Raw genomic sequence first — 18639 nt, 5'->3', positions numbered from 1 at the left:
CTTACGATTGAGATTGGCTCTTGGCCGAAGCGAGTCCCGGGATTCCCCGCCCGCCCCGCGTCCCGGCCCCGCGTCCCGGCCGCGGGTCACGGTCGTACGAGGAGCTGGAACTCGAACGAGTAGCGCGAGGCCCGGTAGGTGTGGGACCCGAACTCGACCGTGCGGCCGGTGTCGTCGAAGGTGGTGCGCTGCATGGTGAGCAGCGGCGCCCCGGCGGGTTCGCCGAGCCGCTCGCCCTCCACCGCGGTGGCCGCGCGGGCACCGATGGACTGGCGGGCACTGTGCAGGGTGATGCCGGTGGCCCGCATCATGCGGTACAGGCCGGTGGCCTCCAGCTGGGCGGAGTCGAGCTTCAGCAGCCCCGGCGGCAGATGGTTGCAGAGGTACGCCATCGGCTCCCCGTGTGCGAGCCGCAGCCGCTCGACGCGGTGCACGTCGCTGCCCTCGGCCACCGCCAGAGCGCCCGCGACCTCGGCGGACGCCGGTTCGACGATGTTGACGAGCACCCGGGTCGCCGGACGCTGCCCGGCGGCCTCCAGGTCGTCGTACAGGCTGCTCAGTTCCAGGGGGCGCTTGACCTGGCTGTGTACGACCTGGGTACCGACGCCTCGGCGCCGCACGAGCAGGCCCTTGTCGACGAGGGACTGGATGGCCTGGCGGACCGTGGGCCGGGACAGCCCGAGGCGTCCGGCGAGCTCGATCTCATTGCCCAGCAGACTGCCCGGGGTCAGCTTTCCGTGCTCGATCGCCGCTTCGAGCTGCTGGGACAGCTGGAAGTAGAGCGGAACGGGGCTGCTGCGGTCGACGCTGAGCTGGAGCGACACGGTCGGATCCACATCTGGTTTCGGCACGGCCCGAGCGTAGCTCCGTGAGATGTTGACGGGAAGTTGTGAAGTTCGATTGTCCGGACAAACCATTGACAGCATGCCGGGTCCACCGTCAGTTTGTAGCCATGCGCATCGGACTCATCGGAACGGGTCGTATCGGTACATTCCACGCGACCGCCCTGAGCCGCCACCGCGAGGTCGGCTCTCTCATCGTCACGGACGCGGACTCCGCACGGGCTCAGGAGCTCGCGGATCGTCTGGGTGCCACAGCGGCCCCCAGCGTCGACGAGATCTTCACCTGGGGGGTGGACGCCGTGGTCATCACCGCGGCGACCTCCGCACACGCCGAACTGATCGGCCGGGCGGCACGCTCCGGACTGCCGGTCTTCTGCGAGAAGCCCATCGCCCTGGACCTGCCGGGCACGCTGGCCGCGCTCGCCGAGGTCGACGCGGCCGGAACCGTACTCCAGCTCGGCTTCCAGCGTCGCTTCGACTCGGGCTACGCGGCGGCGCGCGAGGCGGTGCGGTCCGGACAGCTTGGGCGGCTGCACACCGTCCGGGCGATGACGTCCGACCAGTCACCTCCACCGGCCGACTATCTCCCGCTCTCCGGCGGCCTCTACCGGGACTGCCTCGTCCACGACTTCGACATACTGCGCTGGGTCACCGGCCGGGAGGTCGTCGAGGTGTACGCGACCGGGTCGGACGCCGGACCCGCGATGTTCCGCGAGGCCCGGGACATCGACACCGCCGCCGCCGTCCTCACCCTCGACGACGGCACCCTCGCCACGGCCACGGCGACCCGGTTGAACGGCGCGGGGTACGACGTGCGCATGGAGCTCGCCGGCGAGCTGGACCAGATCGGCGTCGGCCTGGACGACCGTACGCCGATCACCTCCACGGAACCGGACGGGCCGCCGGCCGCCGACAAGCCGTGGATGGGCTTCCTGGAGCGCTTCGGCCCCGCCTACGAGGCCGAACTCGCCGCTTTCGTGGAGGTCGTCCGCGGCGAACGCTCCAACCCGTGCGACGGCCGTGAGGCCCTGCACGCCCTGCGCATCGCCGAGGCGTGCGAGCTCTCACGGGCCGAACGGCGCATGGTGCGGCTGGCGGAGATTCCCGGCGGACGGGACTGACCGCGGGTCCCTCGGGCGTAGGCAGCCGCACCGAGGGGCGGGCACCCCTTGGGCTCACCAGCGCACGGGGAGGCTGCGCACGCCCCGCATCAGCATGCCGGGCAGCCAGTCGCCGGGCGGACCGTCGAGTGCGAGGTCCGGGCAGCGCTCCAGCAGGGAGCGAAGGGCGACACGGCCTTCCAGGCGGGCCAGCGGCGCGCCCAGGCAGTAGTGGATGCCGTGCCCGAAGGCGAGGTGACCGCGGGTGTCGCGCCGGATGTCGAAGCGGTCCGGCGCCGGATACCGCACCCCGTCGCGGTCGGCGGCGGTGAGGCCGATCATCACCGCGTCGCCCGCTCCGATGACGGTGCCGCCGATGTCGAAGGGCTCGGCGGCATACCGGAACGTCGCGTTCTCCACCGGGCCCTCGTAGCGGAGCGTCTCCTCCACCGCGCCGTCCAGGAGCGTCATGTCGGCGCGCAGGTCGGCCAGTTGGCCGGGGTGGGTGAGCAGCGCGTGGACGCCGCTCGATATGAGGTTGACGGTCGTCTCGTGTCCGGCGACGAGCAGCACGAAGGCCATGCCTCGCAACTCCTGCGGCGAGAGCCGGTCGCCGTCCTCCGCGGTCGTGCGGATGAGACTGCTGAGCAGATCGTCGGCCGGGGCGGAACACCTCTTGTCCTCGATCAAGTCGGTCAGATACGCGGCCAGTTGGACGAAGGCCTCGTACTCACCACTCGCGCTGGTGGGCGCGACCGCTTCGGACGACAGCGCGCGGAACGCTGCCCGGTCGACCTCGGGGACGCCCAGCAACTCGCAGATGACGGTGAGCGGCAGCGGATAGGCGAGCGAGTCCACGAGGTCGGCGCCCCCGCGCGGCAGCATCGCGTCCAGCAGTTCGTCGGTGATCTCCTGGACGCGCGGCCGCAGTGTCTCCACGCGGCGCATGGTGAACTCGCGCGCGATGAGTGCCCGCAGCCGCGTGTGCTGCGGCGGGTCCGCGACCAGCAGGTACTTCCCGATCAGCTCCTCGTCGAGGAACCTGGCCCCGATCTTCTCCCCGTCCTTGGCCAGTCGCGGATCGGCGAGCGCGGCGCGCGCCTCCTCATAGCCGACGACGAGCCAGGTCTCGTGGTGCGCGTCGAGGACCGGCAACCGCACCCGGTGCACCGGTCCGAGCGCCCGCAACTCGGCGTACACCGGATGCGGATCCTCCCTGAACCGCGCCCCGTACTCCCCCAGATCGATCACTTCCGCCATAAGTCTCCCCCTCCACTCCTGCAACGCCCCGGCCGCCCGGCTAGTGCCCGCCCCTTTCCTCCTCCTCGTCGAGCAACCCGGCGTCGTACGTCAACAGGGCGATCTGCACACGGTTGTTGAGGCCGAGCTTGGCCAGAATGCGCGAGACGTGGGTCTTGACGGTGGCGACGCTCATGAAGAGCCCGGTGGCGATCTCGGCGTTCGCCCTGCCCTGCCCGACCGCCACGGCGACCTCGCGCTCGCGGTCGTTCAGCGCGGCGATCCTCGTGCGGGCCCCGGAACGGCGGGTGTCGAGGGAGGATCCGGCGGCGTGGGCCATCAACTGGCGGGTGACGGTGGGCGACAGCACGGGATCGCCGGCCGCGACCCGTCGTACCGCCGCGAGGATCTCCGTCGGCGGGGTGTCCTTCAGAACGAACCCGGCCGCACCCGCGCGCAGCGCCCGGAGTACCTGCTCATCGGCGTGGAAGGTGGTGAGCACGATGATCTGGGGAGCGTCCTCGCGGGCGCGCAACTCCTCGGTGGCGGTGAGTCCGTCCACCTTCGGCATCCGGATGTCCATGAGGACGACGTCCGGCCGACAGCGGTCGACGACCGCCGCCACCTCACTCCCGTCAGCGGCCTCGCCGACGATCTCGATGTCGTCGGCGCCCCCCATCATGAAGGACAGCCCGGCCCTCACCAGCGGATCGTCGTCGACAAGAACCAGTCGGATCACAGTCATGGCCCAACCGTAGTGACGCGGCAGGGCAGTTCAACGCCCGCGACCGCACGACGGCGGAAGGGGGCGTGCCGGTACGTCCACATGCCCGTCGCGTACGTTCGCGTCACCGGACGGCCCTCGTGCTCGCCCGACGTCTGATCCGGCGGCGACGGGTGGGGACTTACCGGCACGCCCCCGCCACACCACCGGCCGGGCGGGCGCCCACCGGCAGGCCCACCCAGCGTCAGGCCGCCCACGGCAACCACGCCCGCACCTCGAACCCCCCACGCCCCACACCCCCGTGCGAAAGCCGCCCACCCGCGAGCGTCGCCCGCTCGGTCAGTCCGATCAGCCCCTGCCCCGATCCGGGAACATGAGGAACCTCCCCCGGCGGCGCCGGATTGTGCACGACCACTGTGAGGCCCTCCCCCTGAACGCCCGAGAGAGACACCGTCACCTCCGCGCCCGGCGCGTGCTTGCGCGCGTTCGTCAGTCCCTCCTGGGCGATCCGGTACGCGGTGCGGCCGACGGACGCGGGGACGGTCGCCGGATCACCGACCCGGTTGTCGAGGGCGACCTTCATGCCCGCCGAGCGGGACTCGGAGACCAGCCCGTCCAGCGCGGCGAGGGTGGGCTGCGGCCGCCCCGCCTCGTCGGAGTCCCCCGTCCGCAGCACCCCGATGATCTCCCGCAGATCCTGCAGGGCCTCGTGCGCGCTCTCCCGGATCACCCCGGCCGCCCGTGCCACAGCCTCGCGGGGCGCGTCCGGCCGGAACTCCAGCGCCCCCGCGTGCACGCTCAGCAGGGTGAGCCGGTGCGCGAGCACGTCGTGCATCTCGCGCGCGATCTCCTCGCGGGCGAGCCGCTGCGCCTGCTCGGCCCGCAGCGCCGCCTCCGTCTCGGCCCGCCGCGCCCGGTCCCGCAGACTCAGCATGAGCTGCCGCTGGGACCGTACGAACATGCCCCAGCCGACCACGCAGCCGCTGAGCAGCACGGTGAGGGCGACGACCCAGCCGTACGGCAGGTCGGGGTCGGGGCGCAGCCAGAAGAAGACGAAGCTCAGCGCGGCGGAGGCGCCGCCGGTCCAGGCCGCGTACTTGAAGGGCCGGTGCACTGCGACCGTGAAGAGGGCGACCAGAACGGCGCCACCGGCGGTGTTCGAGATGAAACCGACGGGGACCATCGCCACCGCGAGGCCGACCGGCCAGCGCCGGCGGAGCCACACGGCAGCACAGGCGAAGGCGCCGATCCACTGGTCGGCGACCTGAAGGACGTGCGGGATGTTCGGGTCGCCGGACGTCGCGTCCGCGCCGAGCAGGCCGATCACGACGGCGATCACAAAGCAGCTGAAGTCCACGGCCCAGTCGCGTGCGGTGCGCCGCGGGCGCCCCTTCCCGTCGACCCGCACCTGACCGAACTCCGTCGCGACCGCCGACGGCAGCAACCAGGGCCGCCCCGGCAGCCACCGCGCCCCGGCCGGGGCCTCACCGACGCCCAGGTTCCCCGACACCGCCGTACCCACACTGGCGCCCAGGCCTTCGGACACCCCCGCGCTCGACCCGCCGGAGGCTCCGGACACGGCCGCCGCCGACCCGGCGGGCGCCCGCGTCTGCGGCGCCGCCGCCGATCGGGAAAGATCTCCTGGCGCACGCGCCGGACCGTCACCACTCATGGTCGACAAATCTACGCAGCCATGCCTCCGCCCACCTCCCAGCGACCGGGATCACCGACCAAAGTCGTACCGCTTCAGACTTTGGTCCCGCGCCCGCCCGCGCGGCCCGCACTTAGGTCGGGCATGCCTCGCCCCGCGGCCGATGAGCTCGGGGGGTCCGCGGGGCGAGGATCTTCTCCATGAAGCAGTTTCTGGAGGTTCTCGGCTTTGTCGCCCTGGTCCAGGGCGCTCTGGGCCTGTTGCACACGATCACCGGCTGGCCACGGGGGTGGGGCCTCGTGCAGCGGCTCGGTGTTTTCGACGGTTCCGAGATCTACGTGAGTGTCACTCTGCTCGTGCTGTCGTTCGCGCTGTTCGCCGCCGCGGAGAGCCGGAAGCCCGGCTGAGCACCGACCGGACCTCCGGCGAGGGCGAACCGGATCACCCGGGCCATCCGGGTCATCCGGGTCATCCGGGTCATCCGGGTCATCCGGGTCACCCCGGATCGTCCTCGGTTCAGCAGTTGTAGTTGATCAGCCTGAACGTGACGTAGTGGTCCGCGGTGTAGTAGTCCTCGTTCGTCTTGTTGCCGGTGACGACGCGGCGGGCACCGCGTGTCGAGGAGCCGGGCGTGACGACCGTGTACTCGTGGTAGTAGCCGGTGGACTGCGAGGGCAGGATGCCTTCCCGGTTCTGGAAGACGGCTCCGTCCTGCGAGTACGGGAAGGGTCCTCCCGAGTCGATCAGGCGGAGCGTGGTGTAGGCCTGCGACGGCAGCGCTCCGTAGCAGACGCTGCCCACGGCGGTGGCCGCCGCGTCGGCCGGTACCGCGGCGGCACCGCCGACCAGCAGGGCGGACATGAGGGCGACGACCGCGCCCTTGCGGGTGGTGCGTGGGGGGAATCTCATGGACCTAGGATGACGCGCGTAGACCTAGGCATGTCAAGGACACGTCAAGTAATTTCTCCCGCCGAGTCCGATGAGTTTTCCGGGAGTTAACTTCGCCATCGGCGTCCCCATCGAGGTCGTCGGCCTGTGCGACCCGCTCCGCGAACCAAGCCCGCCAACCAGCCTCCCTCTACGGCGTGTTCGCCTTCCTTGGCAGCGCGGGCGGCCATTCAATAGGGACTGATCCGTTGGCCGCCCTCTCGTTCCGGAGCATGCCCTCCGGGCTCGCCTCACGTTCAAGGAGCACAACCGCATGTCAGAGCTGCCGGAGCGGGATGTCACCGGGCACCTCGGCTCACAGCCACTCGGACCCGGACGAAGCAACGACGCGTCGGAGCAGCGTCTCGCGGGCGCAGGACTCCCGCGGTCACCCGAGGAGCCGGCTGACGGGCTGTCGCCGGCCGCTTCCCCCCGCTGGGCGTTCTCAGGACGCCGGAACTGGATCCTGGCCGCGGCGGTCGGCGCGGCAGTCGGCGTCATCGTCGCGGGGGTGGCCAGAACGACCGGCGGGGGCCCCGACAGCTCCAGCAGTCGGGCGGAAGCCCCCGCCGAAGGACTCCCAGGGTCCGACAGCGGGGACAGCGGAGTCGGCAGCCAGTCGCCGCGACCGGGAGTTCCGGACGCGGCGTTGGTGACGCCTCCCTCCGCCGTCCCCACTTCGTCACCGGGCAATAACGCCCAGGACTCGCCCCGGCCGAGCGAGGCCGCCGCCTCGGCCAAGTCCGGCGCGTCGCCGACATCGGACGGTTCCGGACCGGGCGGCGGCGATGACAGCGGCTCGGCCTCGGGGAATGGCGTCGCTCTGGTCGTCGAGGCCGCGGGCAAGTGTCTGACCGGCTCGGGACCGGGATCGGAACTCGTGGCCTCCGCCTGCGACGGTTCGGCAGGCCAGTCCTGGAGTCCCGGAGCCGCCGGAAGCCTGCGGCAGGGCGGCCTCTGCGCGACCGTCACCGGAGCCGAGGACCGGACCCCGGTCGTCCTGTCCACCTGCGATCAGTCCTCCGCCCAGCGAATCGCCCTCTCCGGCAAGGCGTTGGTCTCCGGGCCGGACAGCAAATGCCTGGACCTCTTCGGCGGCGCGAGCGGCACCCGGGTAGTGCTCTGGGAATGCAACGGCCGTGACAACCAACGCTGGAGTGCCGCCTGACCACTTCACGTCCGAGGACGACTTCTCCGGGCATCAGCCCGCCGCCCGGCGTCCCCATCCGGTCCCTGCGAGTACCAGGGCGCCGCCCAGCAGACCCAGCGCGCCGAGGCGTTCGCCGCCGAGGGCGATTCCCGCCGCGGCGGCCCACAGCGGCTCGGTGCCGAGCAGCAGGCTGACCCGGGACGGCGAGGTCCGGCGTACGGCCCACATCTGCACGAAGAAGGCGAAGAGGGTGCAGAACACGGAGAGGAACAGCAGCCCCGCCCACTCCCGCGCGCCGAAGTCGGTCGCCGCGTGCCACGGTGTGCTGCCGGACCCTCCCGCGAACACCGCGAGCACTGCGAACACCGCGACGGCGGAGCCCAGTTGGACGGTGGTGAGCGGGAGTGCGTCCGCGCCCCGGACGGACTTGACGCGTGACATGGCGAGCACGTGAACGGTGCGGGCGAGGGCCGCGAGCAGCATCAGCAGGTCGCCGGACGAGAGGCTGGTGAAGCCGCCGCTCTGGGTGAGCAGGACGACGCCGAGCACGGAGATCCCGGCCGCGGCGAGGAAGGCCCGGGGCGGCCGGACGCGGGTCACGGCCGCCTCGGCGAGCGGCGTGAAGACCATGGTGAGGCTGATGATGAGGCCCGCGTTGGTCGCCGAGGTGTGGACGACGCCGTACGTCTCCAGCAGGAAGATCCCGCTCAGGATCAGTCCGAGCAGGGCGGCGCCCCGCCACTGCGCGGCGGTCAGGGCCCGGAGCGAACGCCGCCCGGCGACCACCAGCACCGGCAGCACGACGGCGAAACGCAGCACCAGCACGGCGATCACCGTCCGCGCGGTGGTGATGTCCTTGGCCGCGAGATAGCTGGCGCCCCAGACGACCGCCACGAACAGCACGGGCAGGTCGGTGAGCCAGGCTCGGCGGGGCACGAGCGCGCCGGGTAGGGCGATCGACGTCATGGCAGCGGTCTCCGGCGGACTTCGGCGGTCTTCGGAAGACCGGCGGGCGTGGAGACGTCGGCGGCTCCCACAGGGAACGATCACCGTACCGGCGCAGGTGCGTGAGGGCTACACCGTTCTGGGTGGCGGACGGTGGCGGACGAGAGACGGGTTCCCGGCCTGCCCCCCGGGGTCGGTAGCCGCCAAACGCGTCGTCTGTTTACCGCCAGCAACCGGGCGCCGCGTCCGGTGGGATGGATCCATGAGTTCACGAGAGAACATGACCGGCGCGGCGGCCCTGGTGACCGGTGGCAGCCGGGGCATCGGAGCCGCGACAGCCCTGCGGCTCGCCCAGGAGGGCGCCGATGTGGCCATCACCTATGTACGGGAGAAGGAGGCCGCCGAGGAGGTCGTACGGCGGATCGAGGCGCTCGGCAGGCGTGGTCTCGCTCTGCGGGCGGACTCGGCGGACCCCGCGGAGGCCGTCGAGTCGGTGCGCAGGACCGCCGAGGTGTTCGGACGGCTGGACGTGCTGGTCAACAACGTGGGCGTCGGGCTGCTGGGTCCGCTGGACTCGCTGTCCCTCGCGGACGTCGACCGGGTCCTTTCCGTCAACGTCCGCGGGGTGTTCCTGGCCTCCCAGGCCGCGGCGGCACGCATGGAGCGTGGAGGCCGGATCGTCACCATCGGCACGTGCATGAGCCAGCGGGTACCAGGGCCGGGCGGGACCCTGTACGCGATGAGCAAGTCGGCGCTGATCGGCCTGACGAAGGCGCTCGCACGAGAGCTTGGTGATCGTGGGATCACAGCGAACATCGTGCACCCCGGCCCGATCGACACCGATATGAACCCGGCCGACGGGCCGTACGCGGCGAGCCAGGCGGCGATGACCGCCCTGGGGCGTTTCGGTGCGGCGGCGGAGGTGGCGTCGATGATCGCGTATCTGGCGGGAGCCGAGGGCACGTACGTCACGGGGGCGGAGTTCTCCGTGGACGGGGGGCACGCGGCGTAGGTGCGGGGTTTTCTCGCCCCCTCCGCCCCTTCCCGTCCCGTATCTGAGGGCTGCGCCCCCAGACCCCCCTTTCGCGCTTCGCGCTCGTCCTCAAACGTCGGACGGGCTGAAAGCTGGAGGCACCCCCGTCAGCCGCCCAGCTCCTGGTGGCGGGCCGCCAGTCGTGCGGTGCCCTCCTCCGTCAGGGAGCCGAAGAGCCGCAGGCGCGAGATCCCGCCGTCCGGGAAGATGTCCACGCGCGCGTGGGTGCCCACCGCGGCGGTGTCGAGGACGAAGCGGTGGTTCGTGTCGGGCTGGAGGCGGGTACGGGGCAGGATCTCCCGCCACTCCCCGTCCTCGCCGTCCTTCACCGACACCGCCGCCCAGCCCGCGCTGTTGCCCTTCAGGTAGGCCGTGTCGATCTCGATCGCGCGGATCCGGGACTGGCCGGCCAGCTGGTAGCTGATCCAGTCGTTGCCATGGTCACGGCGGCGACGGGTCTCCCAGCCGTCGTCCATCTTGCGGGAGCGGCCCGGCTGGATGGTGTTCGAGGCAGGCGAATAGAAGAGGTTCGAGGCGCTCTCGGCGTGGCCGCCGTTCTCCAGCGCGACGACGTCGAAGGTGCCGAGCACGGACAGCCACCTGGGGTCCGGTACGACCTCGCCGTGGACGCGCAGGCGCGCGATGCCGCCGTCGGGGTGCTGGTTGACGCGCAGGTGGGTGAAGCGCTGCTCCACCGACACCGCGAACCCGTTGGCCGCGTGGCCGCCGACCGCCGTGCGCGGGACGAGCGTCGTCCACTTCACGTCGTCCGCCAACAGGTCCTCGGGGGAGGGTGAGCCGGGGACGGACGCGCCCTCGACCGACACCGCCTGCGGGTAGTTCCCGCGGAAGTGTGCCGTGTCGACGACGATGCCGCGGACGACGCCGGGCGCGCCCAGGCGGACGAGGGCCCAGTCGTGGTCCTCGGCGGTCGGCCACGGGTGCTCGGCGGAGGCACCGCGCCGGCGGCGGGTCTCCCAGCCGTCCATGACCTTGCCCTTGTGACCGAAGTGCTCGGGGTCGAACTCGGCGGGACCTGGCACCAGAAGGTTCTCTCGCTGGGCGAAGAACTCGTCGTTGGCGGCGATGACACCGGCGCCGAGCTGCCGGTCGGCGAGGTTGGCGTACTGGGTGAAGGGGAAGTCGGCGGTGCGGTAGTCCGCGTACGGGTCGCCGCCTCCGTAGGGGTTCGCGTCGCCGGTGAAACGGGCGGATGGCTGCTGCGCCGTCACGATGATCAGGTCTGCCTTTCGGGGTCGGCCGCTGCGGGTGCGGTGCGGGTGCGTAGTGGTGCGGGTGCGTGCTGGTGCCGCTAGGGGTGGCGGGTCAGCAGGAGTCCCGTCGGCTCGGTGAACTCGCCGTCGGCCACGATGCGTTTGCCCCGCAGCCAGGTGGACCTGACGACACCGCTGAGAGTCCTGCCCGCGTACGCCGTGACGCGGTTGCGGTGCTGGAGCGCGGCCGGGTCGACGGTGAAGGTCTCGTCCGGTGCGAGGACGGCGAAGTCGGCGTCGTGGCCGGCCGCGATGGCACCCTTGCGGTCGCCGAGGCCGGCGAGCTCCGCCGTACGCGTCGACATCCAGCGCACCACGTCCTCCAGGCCGTACCCGCGCGCGCGGGCCTCCGTCCAGACCGCGGACAGACTCAACTGGAGGCCGGAGATGCCGCCCCAGGCGGTCGCGAAGTCGTCGGTCTTCAGATCGGCGGTGGAGGGCGAGTGGTCGGTGACCACGCAGTCGATGGTGCCGTCGGCGAGGGCCTGCCACAGCAGGTCCTGGTTGGCCGCCTCCCGGATGGGCGGGCAGCACTTGAACTCGCTGGCGCCGTCCGGGACTTCCTCGGCGGTGAGTGTGAGGTAGTGGGGACAGGTCTCGACCGTGAGCCGTACGCCCCGCGCCTTCGCCGCGGCGATCATCGGCAGCGCGTCGCTCGACGACAGGTGCAGCACGTGCACGCGCGCGTTGAGGCGTTGCGCCTGGGCGATGAGGTTCGCGATGGCGGTGTCCTCGGCGTCACGGGGGCGTGAGGCGAGGAAGTCGGCGTACTTCCGGCCGCCCCGCTGCGGCGCGGCGGCGAGGTGGTGCGGGTCCTCGGCGTGGGCGATCAACAGGCCGCCGAAGCCGGCGATCTCGGCCAGTGAGTGGGCTAGTTGCTCCTGATCGAGCTCCGGGAACTCGTCGACGCCCGACGGCGACAGGAAGGCCTTGAAGCCGAACACGCCCGCGTCGTGCAACGGCCGCAGGTCCTTGACGTTGTCGGGCAGCGCGCCGCCCCAGAACCCGACGTCGATGTGCGCGTTGGCGCGGGCGACGTCCTTCTTCGTACGGAGGTTGTCGACCGTCGTCGTCGGGGGGAGGGAGTTGAGCGGCATGTCGATCAGGGTGGTGATGCCGCCGGCGGCCGCCGCGCGCGTGGCCGTCCAGAAGCCCTCCCACTCCGTGCGCCCGGGATCATTGACATGCACATGGGTGTCGACGAGGCCGGGCAGCAGGACGTCGTCGCCGAAGTCCTCGACACGGGCACCGTCCGGGGCCTCCGCGTCGTGCGCGAGTACGGCCGTGATCTTTCCCCCGGAGACCGCGACCGAGGCGGCGCGCGTCCCTTCGGGAGTGATGACTCGTGTCGAGCGCAGCACCAGTTCGACGTCGGACACCCGGACCCCTCTCTCTGCCCTGTTGACTCCCGACGCGGCTGTTTACTTCCGCGTAACGAAATTCAACGTTCTGTTGAAAGAGTCTTCACTTCGACCCACGCGCCGTCAAGGGCACATCGCCCCACTCCGGCCTCCTCGCACCCACTCTGGACGTTTCCACAAAGTGGAATTAGAATTCCGCCCAGCAGAACGTAACTATGCACCACCAGGGAGTCGACCGACTGCCCGGTAGGCTGCATCACTGTCTGCCAGCCCCGAAAGGACCACGCCCGTGCCGTCGTCCAGCGCCAGCACCACCGACGCCGCCAAGTCATCCTCGCCGAGCGGTGGTGTCCAGTCTCTCGAGCGCGCCTTCGATCTGCTCGAGCGGATGGCGGACGCCGGGGGCGAGGTCGGGCTGAGCGAGCTCGCCGCGAGCAGCGGACTGCCGCTGCCCACCATCCACCGCCTGATGCGCACGCTGGTGTCCTGCGGCTACGTGCGCCAGCAGCCCAACCGACGGTACGCCCTCGGTCCCCGCCTGATCCGGCTCGGCGAATCCGCCGCCCGGCTGCTGGGCACCTGGGCCCGCCCCTACCTGGCCCGGCTGGTCGAGGAGACCGGCGAGACCGCGAACATGGCACTGCTCGACGGGGACGAGATCGTCTACGTCGCCCAGGTGCCGTCCAAGCACTCGATGCGCATGTTCACCGAGGTGGGCCGCCGCGTGCTGCCGCACTCCACGGGCGTGGGCAAGGCTCTGCTCGCGCACACTCCCGCCGACGAGGTGCGCTCGCTCCTCGCCCGTACCGGTATGCCCGCCGCGACGGAGAAGACCATCACCACGCCGGACGGTTTCCTGACCGCACTCGAGGAGGTGCGCAGGCTCGGCTACGCGATCGACGACAACGAGCAGGAGATCGGGGTCCGCTGCCTCGCCGTCTCCGTGCCCAACTCCCCCACCGCCGCCGCCATTTCGATCTCCGGCCCGGCGGGCCGGGTCACCGAGGCGGCCACCGAGAGGATCGTCCCCGTGCTGCAACAGGTCGCGGTGGAACTGTCGGCCGCACTGGCGAGTTCGGGCCCGCAGGCCTGACCGGACATCAGGCCGACGCGACGAAGTCCCCCGCCACGGCGTGGCGCAGCGCGCGGCGCTCGCGCCTGGGAAACACCGGCGCCGGGACTGTCAGGACCGGGCAGCGGGCATGCCCCAGGACCCGTCGGCGGACGGCCGCCCGCCGCATGCCGATACGGGTGGCGGCGCGGGCGCCGAGGACGAGCAGGTCGGCCGGGTCAGGGGCCAGTGCGCACAGCGCCCGGTCCGGGCGGTCGCGGATCAGCCGTCGGCGGACGGTGACTCCCGAGGGCGTACCGCCGAACGCCTGGTCGAAGGCCCGGTCGAGCCGGGCACGGGCCTCGCTTTCGCAGGCGGCGGCCCAGGCGCTGTCCGGGTTCCTGGCGTGCAGGACCTCGCCCTCGGGCGGCTCCCAGGCCAGGACGGCGACGAGCGTACGACCGCTCTCGCGGGCCGTGTGGGCGGCGGCCCGGAGTGCGGCGAGACTCGCGAGCGAGCCGCTGACCCCGACGACGACGCGCCCATCGCCGGCACCGGCGCTCCCGGCGGCCATCAGTGCTCGCCCCCTCGCCTCAGCGCTCTGACCAGCAGGCCTCGCGTCCAGACCCGCAGGGGCAGGCCGGGCATGCCCTCCTCCTGGCGGCGTTGCAGCTCGCGCTCGAGGCGGTCGGTGACGTCGACGGGTTCTCTCCCATGGACCCCGTAGACCCCGTGGACTCGGGTGTTCCCGGTTTTCATCACTCTGCTCCCCTTCCCAGACCAATCAGCCAGGCCGAATTCGCTGCCCTCGTGAAGTCTGTATGCTGATTGGCCTGCCCTACAGGGCCAATACGAGGGAGTTGGCATGGCGAACGGACAGGTGGTCCACTCCGTGGACAGGACGTTGGGCAGCCGTCAGCTGGCGGGGCTGCTGACCAGCGCGCCCCACACCGAGGGGCGCCCCGGCTATCGCGCACTCGCGGACGGCGTACGCAAGCTGCTCCTCGACGGCCGGATCGCGCTGCACATCCGGCTGCCCGCCGAGCGTGAGCTGGCCTCGGCACTGGGGATCAGCCGGGCCACGGTGACAGCGGCGTACGACCTGCTTCGCGAGAGCGGGTTCGCGCACAGCCGACGGGGCGCCGGCACCTGGACGGAGCTGCCCGAGGGGCACCGCCCGACCAACGTGGCCTGGCTGCCGGCCGAGGACGGCGTGATCAACCTGGCCTTCGCGGCACCGGGGGCGCCCGAGGCCGAGCTCGCGGAGGCGGTCGCCGCGGCGGGCACGATGCTGGCCCGGCACGCGCCGACCCCGGGCTATCACCCCTACGGAATCCCGGAGTTGAGGGCCGCGGTCGCCGAGCGGTTCACCCGGCGCGGGCTGCCGACGCTGCCCGACCAGATCCTCATCACGGCCGGGGCGCAGCAGGCCCTGTCCCTGACACTGGGTCTGCTCGGGCGGCCCGGCGACCGGGTGCTGGTCGAGAACCCCTCCTATCCGAACGCCCTCGACGCGATCCGCCGCGCCGGGCTGCGGACAACTCCCGTACCTGTCACGGAGGCCGGCTGGGACTCGGGCCTGATCGACTGCGCGCTGCGGCAGGCGGCGCCCCGGATCGCCTATCTGATCCCCGACTTCCACAACCCGACGGGGCGTCTGATGCCGCCCGAACAGCGCGTGGCCGTATTGGAGTCGGCGCGGGCGACGGGCACCTGGCTGTTGATCGACGAGACGATGTCGGAGATCGCGCTGGACGTTCCGGCGCCCGCGCCCTTCGCGTCACTCGCGCCGCGCGGGATGGCCGAACAGATCGTGACCGTGGGCTCGTTGAGCAAGACGCACTGGGGCGGGCTGCGGGTCGGCTGGGTGCGGGCGGGTTCCCGGCTGATCACGGAGCTGGCGACGGCCCGGGTCCCCACCGACATGGGCGGCCCGGTTCTCGACCAGTTGGTCGCGCTCGGTCTGCTGGCGCGCACCGACGACGTACTGCGTGAGCGGCTGCCCCGGTTGCGGGCCCAGCGGGACGCGCTCGCCGAGTCGCTGAGCCGTCATCTCCCTGACTGGCGCTGGCAGTTGCCGTCCGGTGGACTGACCCTGTGGATCGACCTGGGCCGTCCTGTCGCTTCGGCGCTGGCTCGCGCGGCGGCGGCCCAGGGGGTACGCATCGAGGGCGGCGCCCGCTTCGGCGCCGATCCCGGCACACACGAACAGCGGTTGCGCTTCCCCTACGTGCTGTCGCCGGAGATCCTCGACGACGCCGTTCGCCGGGTGGCGACCGCTCTGGACGTGGGGCTCGACTCGGCACACCTCGACAACGGCCGGCCGCACTGGGTGGCGTGAGCGCCGACCCGGCTCAGCTCAGCGGCGCGGGAGTTCGAGTGCCGACCCGGCTCAGCGGCGCGGGGGTTGGCCGAACAGCTCCACCGCGCTGCGGACCTCCGCGAGGCTCGCGGCCAGCGCGCTGACCGAACCGATCGAGCTCGCGACCAGCAGCAGGGAGCGACGCAGGCGCGGGATCTCGGGGATGCCGCTGACCGCCATCGCGGCAAGTGCCGCGAGCTCGTCCTCCGCGATGCCCCGGTCCGGGAACTCGACCGGGTGCGCGGCGAGTTGACGGCGCAGCCGAGCGACGGCGGTACTCAGCTCCGCCACTCTCGGGTCCTCGTCCCTGCCGGTCACTGGCCTCTGCCCCAAGCTCCGCAACACAGCTCTACCCCCTCGCACGTCCTCGTGCCCGCGTCCCTCGTACATCGCTCCGACGCCCCCGTGGCGATGGTCGGGCGCCGAGGGACGCGGGCAAGTAAACGCCACCCGACGCGGTGGGCGCCACTCTGTGGACTGAAATTCAGTCCAGAAAAACCGGACGGCCTCCCCGACCCGGCCGGAGCGCGACCCGGCCGGTTCGGGTATGCAGGGGACATGACGGAGAGCAAAGACCAGGTGGCCGGGCTGCTCCTGGCGGCGGGCGGCGGGCGGCGCCTCGGAGGGCGCCCGAAGGCGCTCCTGCCCCATCGGGGGCGACCGCTTGTCGAACACGCGGCCGGAGTGTTGCGTGCGGGCGGCTGCACCCGCGTCCATGTGGTCCTGGGGGCCCAGGCCGAGGTCGTACGGGAGCGGACGTCACTGCCCGGCTGCGTGCTGGTCGACAACCCGGAGTGGGAGGAGGGCATGGGCTCCTCGCTGCGCGCGGGGCTCGCCTCGCTGGCGGGCACGGGGGTGCGGGCCGTGCTGGTGTCGCTCGTCGACCAGCCGGGGATCGGCCCCGAGGCGGTGGGCCGGGTGCTAGCCGCGTATCAGGATGCGGGGTCGCTGGTTTCGGCCGCCTATGAGGGGGTGCGCGGTCATCCCGTTCTGTTCGGCGCCGCCCACTGGACGGCCATCGCCGCGACTGCGACCGGGGATCGAGGGGCACGCGCCTACCTGAGGGAACACGAGGAGGTGATCACGCTCGTCGAGTGCGGCGACATCGCGCGGCCGTACGACATCGACACGGAACAGGACCTGGTCCACCTTGAGTGAACGGGGTGGCACTGAGCGCCAGCTTTCCTCGACTCAGAGAATCTCGACATCAACAAACCATTGAACTTCCACCATGAGGAAACTAGTATCCACTGTTCAGAAGCGCCCTCCTGCTCCGCGGGCGCCCGCAGCCGTACTCGGATTGACTGGCACCCGGTGCCACGCCCGCTGAAGGAAGTGACAGCTCATGTCCGCACCAGCGCCGTCCCCGCTGGCCATCGTCGACGCCGAGCCCCTGCCCCGGCAGGAGGAGGTCCTCACCGACGCGGCCCTCGCCTTCGTGGCCGAGCTGCACCGGTTGTTCACGCCCCGGCGTGACGAGCTCCTCACCCGCCGCGCCGAGCGCCGCGCCGAGATCGCCCGCACCTCCACACTCGACTTCCTCCCGGAGACCGCCGCCGTCCGCGCGGACGACTCCTGGAAGGTGGCCCCCTCCCCCGCGGCGCTGAACGACCGCCGCGTCGAGATCACCGGCCCCACCGACCGCAAGATGACCATCAACGCCCTGAACTCCGGTGCCAGGGTCTGGCTCGCCGACTTCGAGGACGCCTCGGCGCCCACCTGGGAGAACGTGGTCCTCGGACAGGTCAACCTGGCCGACGCCTACACCCGGAACATCGACTTCACGGACGAGCGCACCGGGAAGTCGTACGCGCTCAAGGAGGCCGGTGAACTCGCGACCGTCGTCATGCGGCCACGCGGCTGGCATCTCAACGAGCGACACCTCGTCGACGCCGACGGCACTCCCGTCCCCGGCGCGCTCGTCGACTTCGGCCTCTACTTCTTCCACAACGCGCAGCGGCTGCTCGACCTCGGCAAGGGTCCGTACTTCTACCTTCCGAAGACGGAGTCGTACCTGGAGGCGCGGCTGTGGAACGACGTCTTCGTGTTCGCGCAGGACTACGTCGGCATCCCGCAGGGCACGGTCCGCGCGACCGTCCTGATCGAGACGATCACGGCCGCGTACGAGATGGAGGAGATCCTCTACGAACTCCGCGACCACGCCTCCGGGTTGAACGCCGGCCGCTGGGACTACCTGTTCTCCATCGTCAAGAACTTCCGTGACGGCGGGGAGAAGTTCGTGCTGCCGGACCGCAACGCGGTGACGATGACCGCTCCCTTCATGCGCGCGTACACCGAACTCCTCGTCCGCACCTGCCACAAGCGGGGCGCGCACGCGATCGGCGGCATGGCGGCGTTCATCCCCTCGCGGCGCGACGAAGAGGTCAACAAGGTCGCCTTCGAGAAGGTCAAGGCGGACAAGGACCGCGAGGCGGGCGACGGTTTCGACGGCTCATGGGTCGCCCACCCGGACCTCGTCCCGATCGCCATGGCCTCCTTCGACGCGGTCCTCGGCGACCGGCCCAACCAGAAGGACCGGCTGCGCGAGGACGTCTCGGTGGCGGCCGGTGACCTGATCGCCGTCGACTCCCTCGACGCCAGGCCGACGTACGACGGCCTGGTCAACGCGGTCCAGGTCGGCATCCGTTACATCGAGGCCTGGCTCCGCGGCCTCGGCGCGGTCGCCATCTTCAACCTCATGGAGGACGCGGCCACCGCCGAGATCTCCCGGTCGCAGATCTGGCAGTGGATCAACGCGGGTGTCGTGTTCGAGCACGACGGAAAGACCGTGACGGCGACTCCGGAGCTGGCGCGCGAGATCGCCGCCGAGGAGCTAGCGAACCTTCGCGCCGAGCTCGGCGAGGAGACCTTCGCGGCGGGCAACTGGCAGCAGGCGCACGACCTGCTGCTCAAGGTCGCCCTTGACCAGGACTACGCGGACTTCCTGACGCTGCCCGCGTACGAGCAGCTGCGCGGCTGA

At 71.4% G+C, this 18639-nt stretch carries 19 protein-coding genes; 8 read left to right on the top strand and 11 right to left on the bottom strand.

The features are described from left to right. Positions 1 to 86 precede the first annotated feature (86 nt). Positions 87 to 824 carry a GntR family transcriptional regulator gene (locus tag ACIBLC_RS02235; RefSeq protein ID WP_399209256.1) on the bottom strand — a complete coding sequence of 246 codons (738 nt, stop codon included), beginning with the start codon at positions 822 to 824 and terminating at the stop codon, positions 87 to 89. Positions 825 to 952: 128 nt separating this feature from the next. On the opposite strand from ACIBLC_RS02235, the gene ACIBLC_RS02230 reads away from it, so the two are divergent. After that, entirely contained in the window at positions 953 to 1963 is a 1011-nt protein-coding gene (locus ACIBLC_RS02230) for a Gfo/Idh/MocA family oxidoreductase (protein ID WP_399208700.1), read from the top strand. Between the two features lie 54 nt (positions 1964 to 2017). On the opposite strand, the gene ACIBLC_RS02225 is transcribed toward ACIBLC_RS02230, so the two are convergent. The 3 genes from ACIBLC_RS02225 to ACIBLC_RS02215 all read right to left on the bottom strand — a co-directional run bounded on the left by ACIBLC_RS02225 (position 2018) and on the right by ACIBLC_RS02215 (position 5415). Further along, on the bottom strand, positions 2018 to 3202 hold the full coding sequence (locus tag ACIBLC_RS02225; RefSeq protein ID WP_399208699.1) for a cytochrome P450: 1185 nt from the start codon (positions 3200 to 3202) through the stop codon (positions 2018 to 2020). Positions 3203 to 3242: 40 nt separating this feature from the next. Then, complete coding sequence (locus tag ACIBLC_RS02220) at positions 3243 to 3926, bottom strand: response regulator (protein WP_399208698.1); 684 nt, start codon at positions 3924 to 3926, stop codon at positions 3243 to 3245. Positions 3927 to 4149: 223 nt separating this feature from the next. Then, the gene (locus ACIBLC_RS02215; RefSeq protein WP_399209255.1) at positions 4150 to 5415 is read right to left on the bottom strand and encodes a sensor histidine kinase; all 1266 of its coding nucleotides are present in this window, start codon (positions 5413 to 5415) and stop codon (positions 4150 to 4152) included. Between the two features lie 341 nt (positions 5416 to 5756). Here ACIBLC_RS02215 and ACIBLC_RS02210 point away from each other — a divergent pair, with 341 nt between their 5' ends. Next, positions 5757 to 5963: a hypothetical protein gene (locus ACIBLC_RS02210; RefSeq protein WP_399208697.1), complete on the top strand. Its 207-nt coding sequence runs from the start codon at positions 5757 to 5759 to the stop codon at positions 5961 to 5963. Between the two features lie 109 nt (positions 5964 to 6072). On the opposite strand, the gene ACIBLC_RS02205 is transcribed toward ACIBLC_RS02210, so the two are convergent. Continuing rightward, on the bottom strand, positions 6073 to 6465 hold the full coding sequence (locus ACIBLC_RS02205; protein ID WP_399208696.1) for a ribonuclease domain-containing protein: 393 nt from the start codon (positions 6463 to 6465) through the stop codon (positions 6073 to 6075). Positions 6466 to 6757: 292 nt separating this feature from the next. On the opposite strand from ACIBLC_RS02205, the gene ACIBLC_RS02200 reads away from it, so the two are divergent. Continuing rightward, positions 6758 to 7651, top strand: coding sequence for a ricin-type beta-trefoil lectin domain protein (locus tag ACIBLC_RS02200; RefSeq protein WP_399208695.1), 894 nt, complete (start codon positions 6758 to 6760; stop codon positions 7649 to 7651). 33 nt (positions 7652 to 7684) lie between these two features. Here the strand turns inward: ACIBLC_RS02200 and ACIBLC_RS02195 are convergent, their stop codons facing one another. Continuing rightward, positions 7685 to 8599 (bottom strand): DMT family transporter, encoded by a 915-nt coding sequence (locus ACIBLC_RS02195; protein WP_399208694.1) that lies wholly within the window; start codon positions 8597 to 8599, stop codon positions 7685 to 7687. 241 nt (positions 8600 to 8840) lie between these two features. Here ACIBLC_RS02195 and ACIBLC_RS02190 point away from each other — a divergent pair, with 241 nt between their 5' ends. Beyond that, positions 8841 to 9590, top strand: a complete 750-nt coding sequence (locus tag ACIBLC_RS02190) for a 3-oxoacyl-ACP reductase family protein (RefSeq protein ID WP_399208693.1) — start codon at positions 8841 to 8843, stop codon at positions 9588 to 9590. A gap of 128 nt (positions 9591 to 9718) precedes the next feature. Here the strand turns inward: ACIBLC_RS02190 and alc are convergent, their stop codons facing one another. Both alc and allB read right to left on the bottom strand, forming a co-directional pair. Further along, positions 9719 to 10843, bottom strand: coding sequence for an allantoicase (gene alc / locus ACIBLC_RS02185; protein WP_399208692.1), 1125 nt, complete (start codon positions 10841 to 10843; stop codon positions 9719 to 9721). Between the two features lie 80 nt (positions 10844 to 10923). Next, positions 10924 to 12264 (bottom strand): allantoinase AllB, encoded by a 1341-nt coding sequence (gene allB / locus ACIBLC_RS02180; protein ID WP_399208691.1) that lies wholly within the window; start codon positions 12262 to 12264, stop codon positions 10924 to 10926. A 271-nt stretch (positions 12265 to 12535) separates the two neighbouring features. On the opposite strand from allB, the gene ACIBLC_RS02175 reads away from it, so the two are divergent. Then, positions 12536 to 13339 (top strand): IclR family transcriptional regulator, encoded by an 804-nt coding sequence (locus ACIBLC_RS02175; RefSeq protein WP_399208690.1) that lies wholly within the window; start codon positions 12536 to 12538, stop codon positions 13337 to 13339. Between the two features lie 7 nt (positions 13340 to 13346). Here ACIBLC_RS02175 and ACIBLC_RS02170 read toward each other — a convergent pair whose 3' ends face one another. Then, complete coding sequence (locus tag ACIBLC_RS02170) at positions 13347 to 13871, bottom strand: universal stress protein (RefSeq protein WP_399208689.1); 525 nt, start codon at positions 13869 to 13871, stop codon at positions 13347 to 13349. Continuing rightward, a complete protein-coding gene (locus ACIBLC_RS02165) occupies positions 13871 to 14056 on the bottom strand; it encodes a hypothetical protein (protein ID WP_399208688.1) in 186 nt (61 codons plus the stop codon). The genes ACIBLC_RS02170 and ACIBLC_RS02165 overlap by 1 nt, the downstream gene beginning before the upstream one ends. Positions 14057 to 14162: 106 nt before the next feature. Here ACIBLC_RS02165 and ACIBLC_RS02160 point away from each other — a divergent pair, with 106 nt between their 5' ends. Beyond that, positions 14163 to 15638 (top strand): PLP-dependent aminotransferase family protein, encoded by a 1476-nt coding sequence (locus ACIBLC_RS02160; RefSeq protein ID WP_399208687.1) that lies wholly within the window; start codon positions 14163 to 14165, stop codon positions 15636 to 15638. 51 nt (positions 15639 to 15689) lie between these two features. On the opposite strand, the gene ACIBLC_RS02155 is transcribed toward ACIBLC_RS02160, so the two are convergent. Further along, positions 15690 to 16004, bottom strand: a complete 315-nt coding sequence (locus ACIBLC_RS02155; RefSeq protein ID WP_399208686.1) for a DUF5955 family protein — start codon at positions 16002 to 16004, stop codon at positions 15690 to 15692. Between the two features lie 213 nt (positions 16005 to 16217). Between ACIBLC_RS02155 and ACIBLC_RS02150 the strand changes: the two genes are divergently transcribed. Further along, the gene (locus ACIBLC_RS02150; RefSeq protein ID WP_399208685.1) at positions 16218 to 16817 is read left to right on the top strand and encodes an NTP transferase domain-containing protein; all 600 of its coding nucleotides are present in this window, start codon (positions 16218 to 16220) and stop codon (positions 16815 to 16817) included. A gap of 187 nt (positions 16818 to 17004) precedes the next feature. Then, positions 17005 to 18639 (top strand): malate synthase A, encoded by a 1635-nt coding sequence (gene aceB / locus ACIBLC_RS02145; protein ID WP_399208684.1) that lies wholly within the window; start codon positions 17005 to 17007, stop codon positions 18637 to 18639.

The organism is Streptomyces sp. NPDC050535, from assembly GCF_044457665.1.
Taxonomy (GTDB): domain Bacteria; phylum Actinomycetota; class Actinomycetes; order Streptomycetales; family Streptomycetaceae; genus Streptomyces.
This window is presented reverse-complemented; position numbering and strand designations above follow the sequence as displayed.

What these genes read in the sequence shown, in the direction of transcription:
- ACIBLC_RS02220 (WP_399208698.1), bottom strand. Translation starts at nt 3,926, where the DNA reads ATGACTGTGATCCGACTGGTTCTTGTCGACGACGATCCGCTGGTGAGG.
- ACIBLC_RS02230 (WP_399208700.1), top strand. Translation starts at nt 953, where the DNA reads ATGCGCATCGGACTCATCGGAACGGGTCGTATCGGTACATTCCACGCG.
- ACIBLC_RS02190 (WP_399208693.1), top strand. Translation starts at nt 8,841, where the DNA reads ATGAGTTCACGAGAGAACATGACCGGCGCGGCGGCCCTGGTGACCGGT.
- ACIBLC_RS02210 (WP_399208697.1), top strand. Translation starts at nt 5,757, where the DNA reads ATGAAGCAGTTTCTGGAGGTTCTCGGCTTTGTCGCCCTGGTCCAGGGC.
- ACIBLC_RS02160 (WP_399208687.1), top strand. Translation starts at nt 14,163, where the DNA reads ATGGCGAACGGACAGGTGGTCCACTCCGTGGACAGGACGTTGGGCAGC.
- ACIBLC_RS02225 (WP_399208699.1), bottom strand. Translation starts at nt 3,202, where the DNA reads ATGGCGGAAGTGATCGATCTGGGGGAGTACGGGGCGCGGTTCAGGGAG.
- ACIBLC_RS02205 (WP_399208696.1), bottom strand. Translation starts at nt 6,465, where the DNA reads ATGAGATTCCCCCCACGCACCACCCGCAAGGGCGCGGTCGTCGCCCTC.
- aceB (WP_399208684.1), top strand. Translation starts at nt 17,005, where the DNA reads ATGTCCGCACCAGCGCCGTCCCCGCTGGCCATCGTCGACGCCGAGCCC.
- ACIBLC_RS02170 (WP_399208689.1), bottom strand. Translation starts at nt 13,871, where the DNA reads ATGGCCGCCGGGAGCGCCGGTGCCGGCGATGGGCGCGTCGTCGTCGGG.
- ACIBLC_RS02195 (WP_399208694.1), bottom strand. Translation starts at nt 8,599, where the DNA reads ATGACGTCGATCGCCCTACCCGGCGCGCTCGTGCCCCGCCGAGCCTGG.
- ACIBLC_RS02165 (WP_399208688.1), bottom strand. Translation starts at nt 14,056, where the DNA reads ATGAAAACCGGGAACACCCGAGTCCACGGGGTCTACGGGGTCCATGGG.
- ACIBLC_RS02200 (WP_399208695.1), top strand. Translation starts at nt 6,758, where the DNA reads ATGTCAGAGCTGCCGGAGCGGGATGTCACCGGGCACCTCGGCTCACAG.
- ACIBLC_RS02150 (WP_399208685.1), top strand. Translation starts at nt 16,218, where the DNA reads ATGACGGAGAGCAAAGACCAGGTGGCCGGGCTGCTCCTGGCGGCGGGC.